The organism is Sulfurimonas sp. (genome assembly GCF_032250635.1).
Lineage (GTDB): Bacteria > Campylobacterota > Campylobacteria > Campylobacterales > Sulfurimonadaceae > Sulfurimonas.
The window spans coordinates 1-5,421 of sequence record NZ_JAVVFL010000152.1 but is presented as its reverse complement, the minus strand read 5'-3'; the positions used below and the strand labels follow the sequence as shown (position 1 = coordinate 5,421).

General features: G+C 37.2%; 8 protein-coding genes. 3 read left to right on the top strand and 5 right to left on the bottom strand.

Features of this window, described 5'->3' with window-relative positions; translation table 11 throughout:
- Positions 1-1,254, top strand: a 1,254-nt coding sequence (locus tag RQ763_RS09075) for a glycosyl hydrolase (RefSeq protein ID WP_314152511.1), incomplete at its 5' end; no start/stop codon positions are given.
- 59 nt (positions 1,255-1,313) lie between these two features.
- Here RQ763_RS09075 and RQ763_RS09070 read toward each other — a convergent pair.
- Genes RQ763_RS09070 through RQ763_RS09060 form a run of 3 tightly spaced genes read right to left on the bottom strand, consistent with a single transcriptional unit; the run spans position 1,314 to position 3,530 of the window.
- Positions 1,314-1,886: a hypothetical protein gene (locus RQ763_RS09070; protein ID WP_314152509.1), complete on the bottom strand. Its 573-nt coding sequence runs from the start codon at positions 1,884-1,886 to the stop codon at positions 1,314-1,316.
- A complete protein-coding gene (rfaE1, locus tag RQ763_RS09065; protein ID WP_314152507.1) occupies positions 1,887-3,311 on the bottom strand; it encodes a D-glycero-beta-D-manno-heptose-7-phosphate kinase in 1,425 nt (474 codons plus the stop codon).
- Positions 3,312-3,314: 3 nt separating this feature from the next.
- Entirely contained in the window at positions 3,315-3,530 is a 216-nt protein-coding gene (locus RQ763_RS09060) for a hypothetical protein (protein WP_314152505.1), read from the bottom strand.
- 113 nt (positions 3,531-3,643) lie between these two features.
- On the opposite strand from RQ763_RS09060, the gene RQ763_RS09055 reads away from it, so the two are divergent.
- The gene (locus RQ763_RS09055) at positions 3,644-3,928 is read left to right on the top strand and encodes a cytochrome C (protein WP_314152504.1); all 285 of its coding nucleotides are present in this window, start codon (positions 3,644-3,646) and stop codon (positions 3,926-3,928) included.
- A 150-nt stretch (positions 3,929-4,078) separates the two neighbouring features.
- On the top strand, positions 4,079-4,360 hold the full coding sequence (locus RQ763_RS09050; protein ID WP_314152502.1) for a c-type cytochrome: 282 nt from the start codon (positions 4,079-4,081) through the stop codon (positions 4,358-4,360).
- A gap of 60 nt (positions 4,361-4,420) precedes the next feature.
- Here the strand turns inward: RQ763_RS09050 and ccoS are convergent, their stop codons facing one another.
- The gene (gene ccoS, locus RQ763_RS09045; RefSeq protein ID WP_314152500.1) at positions 4,421-4,636 is read right to left on the bottom strand and encodes a cbb3-type cytochrome oxidase assembly protein CcoS; all 216 of its coding nucleotides are present in this window, start codon (positions 4,634-4,636) and stop codon (positions 4,421-4,423) included.
- Position 4,637: 1 nt separating this feature from the next.
- Positions 4,638-5,421 (bottom strand): HAD-IC family P-type ATPase (locus RQ763_RS09040; protein WP_314152499.1); only part of this gene is annotated, 784 nt, incomplete at its 5' end.

The window sequence follows — 5,421 nt, the reverse complement described above, 5'->3', positions numbered from 1 at the left end:
AAGCCATACAAGTGGGATAACTATTCCGATCAGCCATATCCATTACAAGACAAAAACTACAAAAAACAGATGCGAAAAAGCCAGATTGGCTCGCTGCTCAAAACTTTTTTGACATCTCTTGCAATCATCCCTTTTTCAATAATAATGACTCCGTTTGTAAAAAGAAAAAAAATAGACTCAAATGAGTTCTTTTGCCTTGGTGTCGATTTTGAACGCAATCCAAAAGAGACTCTAGAGATGATAGAAGAGCTTGACGTAGATAGGATTTTGCTTCGCATAAAACTTTGGGAGATGGAAAAACTCCCGCTTTTAAAAGATTTTATACTTTTATGTAGAGATAAAAAAGTAACGCTCAAAATTCTTCAAGACAGAGAACATATAGAAGATTTATCACTTTTGCAAAATGATTTAGAGACAATTTTTGCCTCGCTAAATCAACATGTAGATCTTTTTGAAATCGGCTCTACAATTAACAGGGCAAAATGGGGATTTTTCAGCGTTGATGAGTACAGCCGTTTTTATAAAGTCGCCTATGATTTAAAAATATCAAAATTTCCACATCTAAAGCTTATCGGAAGCGGCGTTATAGACTTTGAGTACCATTTTAGCGCTCATACACTTTTTAATCTTTATGATTACAAGTATGACGGCATCTCATCCCTTTTATATGTAGATAGACGCGGTGCGCCTGAAAATATGCAGATGGGATTTAACTTGCAGGACAAAATCTCGCTGCTCAGTACAATGGTCTGGCTCAGTCCAAAAAGCAATCATAAGCTACACATTACAGAGACAAACTGGCCCATTAGCGGCACTGCACCGTACGCTCCTACCAGCGAGTACGAGTGTGTTAGCGAAGAGCTTTATAGCGACTACATGTTACGATACTATCTGCTTGCTCTTGCCTCACAGCAGGTCGACTCTGTTTCGTGGCATCAGCTAATAGCTCCAGGTTATGGGCTTGTTGACAATAGAGAGGGCATAAAAAAACGCTCTGCTTATACAACATACAAATTTATGGTGCAAAATCTAAAAAACTCTCAATTTTTACGACTTGATATAAAACGGGGTTATTATATTCTTCAGTTTTTAGTGGACAATATGCTTCTTCAAATCCACTGGTCGCTCAAGCCGACAACACTAAAAAATGAAGATTTTTTCACGGTTTTTTCTCATGAAGGAGAGAGGATAGAGAGCCAAACGCTAAACATAGGCTCATCGCCGCTCTATATATATGTAAAAGACAGCGTATAACTTTATATAAAAAAGTTAAATTTAGCCAAAGGAGTCACTTCCTATGGCGCTAAAACAAACTAAAACAGAAACTTTAGACCAAAATATATAGACTCATTGTACTCTACATCTCTTCTCTCATAGTTTGTATCCATATGTCTATATCCTAATGTTATAAAACCATTCTGTATTGCTTCTGCTTCTAAAGTAAAACGGTACTCCAAAAAGCTGTCTGCTTCATCAAAAGAGAGTACCTCAGGAGCAGTGTATATGCTGGCACCGATGTAAAACGGTACGCTTGAACTAACAGGAAGTTTATAAACAGCCTCTACTCCTAAAGGAATTGAAATAAACTCATCAGTGTGGTTCAGTTTGACACCTAATCCTAATCTAAAATTACTATTTACATTTTTTTGCATCAAAAAATTTATCTCTTGATAATCCTCTATGTTGCGCACATCACTATGTCTCTCATCTGCATTTAAATATTTTGCACCCAAAAAGATAGTAGCGGGTTCAATACTATCATTAAACTGCCCCATATCAAGCTTTGCCGAGAGCTCCAAATCTGAGTTATTTATATTTACTTCAGCACTATGCATTGCAAAGACAGATACTGTGCTTAATGCTATTAAAGATATCTTTTTAAACATTTAATTTCCTTTTATTTTTTGAATCGTCTTTGTAGTGCTCTTTCCATCTACAAAGTCAACTAGCTTCAACTCTAGAGCAAATTCTGTTCCTACCACGCTTTTACCTTCGTAATCGCCGCCCTTTACAAGCGTATCTGGTTTTATCATTTTTATAAGCTCGTAGGGAGTATCCTCCTCAAACGGAACGACAAAATCTACCGCTTCTAATGCTGCTAAGAGGTAAGCTCTGTCTTCTGCGATATTGATAGGGCGTAATGGACCTTTTAGGCGGGAAACGGATGCATCTGAATTTAGCCCCACAATCAAAACATCTCCGAAACTCTTTGCAATCTGGAGATACTTGACATGTCCGACATGCAAAATATCAAAGCAGCCGTTCGTAAAGACAACTTTTTTGCCGTTTGCACGGTAACGCTCCACTACCGCTTTTATCTCATCAAAGCTTTTTATATGCGCTTCTGAAGTACTTTTATGCAGAGTCGCTTCATACTCTTCTATCTCATCAAGAGTAACCGTTGCCGAGCCGATTTTTCCAACTACTACACCCGCTGCAAGGTTTGCAAACTTTGCAGCATCCTCTATACTTTTGTTAGCACTGAGAGCAAAAGCGATGGAGGCGATGACCGTATCTCCAGCGCCTGTTACATCAAAAACCTCTTTTGCAACGGTTGGAAATATCTTTATATCATCATCAAATACGGCAATCCCATCCTCTGAGAGCGTAATAAGAGAAATTGCCAAGTCAGCCTCTTTTTTTATCTTTAAAAGTGCGTCTTTTAGGCTTGTCTTATCTTTTATTTCAATTTTTGTGGCTAGCATCGCCTCTTTTTTATTTGGTGTTAAAAGATATGCGCCTCTATATTTGCTGTAATCACTCCCTTTTGGATCAACCAAAACTTTAATACCCTCTTTGTTGCAGAGCTTTATAACTCCTTGGCACAGCTCATCGGTTAAAACGCCTTTTCCGTAGTCAGACAAAATAACGGCATCATACTCAGAGACACTATTTGTAAGCGAGTTTAAAATCTTCTCTACTGAGGATTTTTCTATCTCCTCTTTGCTCTCTTTGTCATATCGAAGTATCTGCTGTGAGGCAGCTATGACACGGCTTTTTTTAGGTGTCTTTCTTCCGTTTTGAATAATAATTCCACCTGCTTCAACGCCTATTTTTTTTAACATGTCAATTAATTCTGTGCCATTCTCATCTTTGCCTATAACACTGCTTACACTCACTTTCGCACCGAGTGCTTTTAAGTTGTTAATAACATTTCCAGCACCGCCTAGAACCGTCGTCTCTTTTGCAATATCCACAATCTGCACAGGAGCTTCAGGAGAGATTCTCTCGCAGCTTCCCCATAGATAGTGATCTATCATCAAATCACCGATGACCAATATTTTAGGAGTGAAATTTTTCAGGTTTTTCATTTTTTAATTTCTTTTAATAGTAAGCTTTGATTCCGCTCTTTTTAAATTCATAGCTTTTATGCTTGCCTTAATAATATCTTCTCTTTCTGCCATCAAATCCTGTTCAAGCGCTGTAGTATCAGGGATAGCTGCTTCATGAAAAATATAATCAAATTTATAGTTTGATTCTAGGCTAAGCAACAGATCTTTGTCGCTTAAATCATCATTTATGTATCTCATCTAATGCACCAAAACCTCGTAAATTTAATAAAATAATAACAGATAAATCATTAACAAGCATTTAAGATAAATATCATTATAATTTGGCTGAAATTAAAAAAAGGGTATAAAAAATGAAAAAAATCATTTTATCAATTGTTGCTTTAGGAGCAACTACTGCTTTAATGGCTGCTGTAAACGCTGCTGCGTGTACAGGTTGTCACGGTGCTGATTGGAGCAAGGCTGCTCTAGGTAAATCTAAGAATGTTTCTGAGATGAGCAAAGCTGATATTGCTGTTGCACTTAAAGGTTATAAAGACGGTAGTTACGGTGGACCAATGAAAGGTCTTATGAAAGGTCAAGTTGACAAATATTCAAATGAAGAGCTAGACGCTTTCGCGCAAACTATCGGTAAATAATTTACCTGAATTGCCCACTGTGGCAATTCTCCACATAGATTTCTTTAACTCCTTGTAAACAACTCCCAAATATAAAAAAATATTATATTAATATTCATTTAAGTATAAATTCATTACAATTTGCCTGAATCAAAAAAAAGGGTGTTAAAAATGAAAAAAATCGTTTTATCAATTGTTGCTTTGGGTGCAACTACTGTTTTAATGGCTGCTGTAAATGCTGCTGGTTGTGCTGCTTGTCATGGTGCTGATTGGACAAAAGTTCATATGGGTAATAAAAATGTTTCAGAGATGAGCAAAGCTGATATCGCTACTGCACTTAAGGGTTACAAAGCTGGTACCTATGGTGCTGCTAAAAAAGCTCTTATGGTTGGTCAGGTTTCTAAGTACTCTGATGAAGAGCTAGACGCTTTCGCGCAAACTATCGGTAAATAATTTACCTTGAGCCACCCTTAGGGTGGCTCGTCTCTCTCAAAATAAAATCCGTTTTTTTACTCACTCTGGTTTATAACTTTTTTTCAAAGCTTCTTTTTTCTGTTCCTGTATTAGAGCATCATTGAGTTCATCTTCTCCATCAAATTTTGCAGCATTTAAAAACTTCTCTTCATCGTCAAACTGTCCATTTTTAATTGCCCATAAAAATGCAAAGAGTGCAACCGCTCCCAAAAAAATAGAAACGCTGAGCATCATAACTATTATCCAATTATCCATATTATCTATTTCTCCATTTATAGCGTATTCTCATTGAGTTGCCCACAACCAATAGTGAGCTAAGTGACATAGAGATCGCAGCAAACAGCGGTATGATATATCCTGCCATTGCGAGAGGAATCGTCACAGCATTGTATACTAATGATATTAGAAGATTTTGTTTTATGAGACCAAACGTTGTCTGAGCGATTTTAAAAGCATCATTTAGCGACCTTAATGAATCATCAAGTAGCACCACATCCCCTACTTCTACCGCTATATCACTACCGCTTCCCATAGCTATAGCAATGTCAGCCGAGGCAAGTGCTAAGATATCATTTACCCCGTCTCCGACCATCACTGCCTTTTTACCGTGGTTGTGAAGAGTTTTTATATACTCTGCTTTATCTTGAGGAGTCTGCTCATATAAAAAAGTCTTTATTCCTACTTCATTTGCTATGCTCTTTGTTATGTTTTCATGGTCTCCGCTTAAAAGAACAATATCAATTCTCTTTTGCTGCATGCTTGATATAAGCTCTTCTATGCCATCTTTTATTCTATCTTTTAGCTCATATATCGCTGCAAGCTCGCTGTCAGCTACAAAATAAAAAGCTGTCTCTTGCAGTGCAAAATCTACATCTACCCCATGTTCGTTTATAAATTTCAGATTTCCGCCTAAAACAGTCCTGTTGTCATACTTTGCCTCGATGCCTTTTGCAGGGATTTGCACATATTCATCAAAAATAATCTCTCCAATATTTTGATTTTCTCCTTTTATATACTCTGTAACACCCCTTGAAATAGGG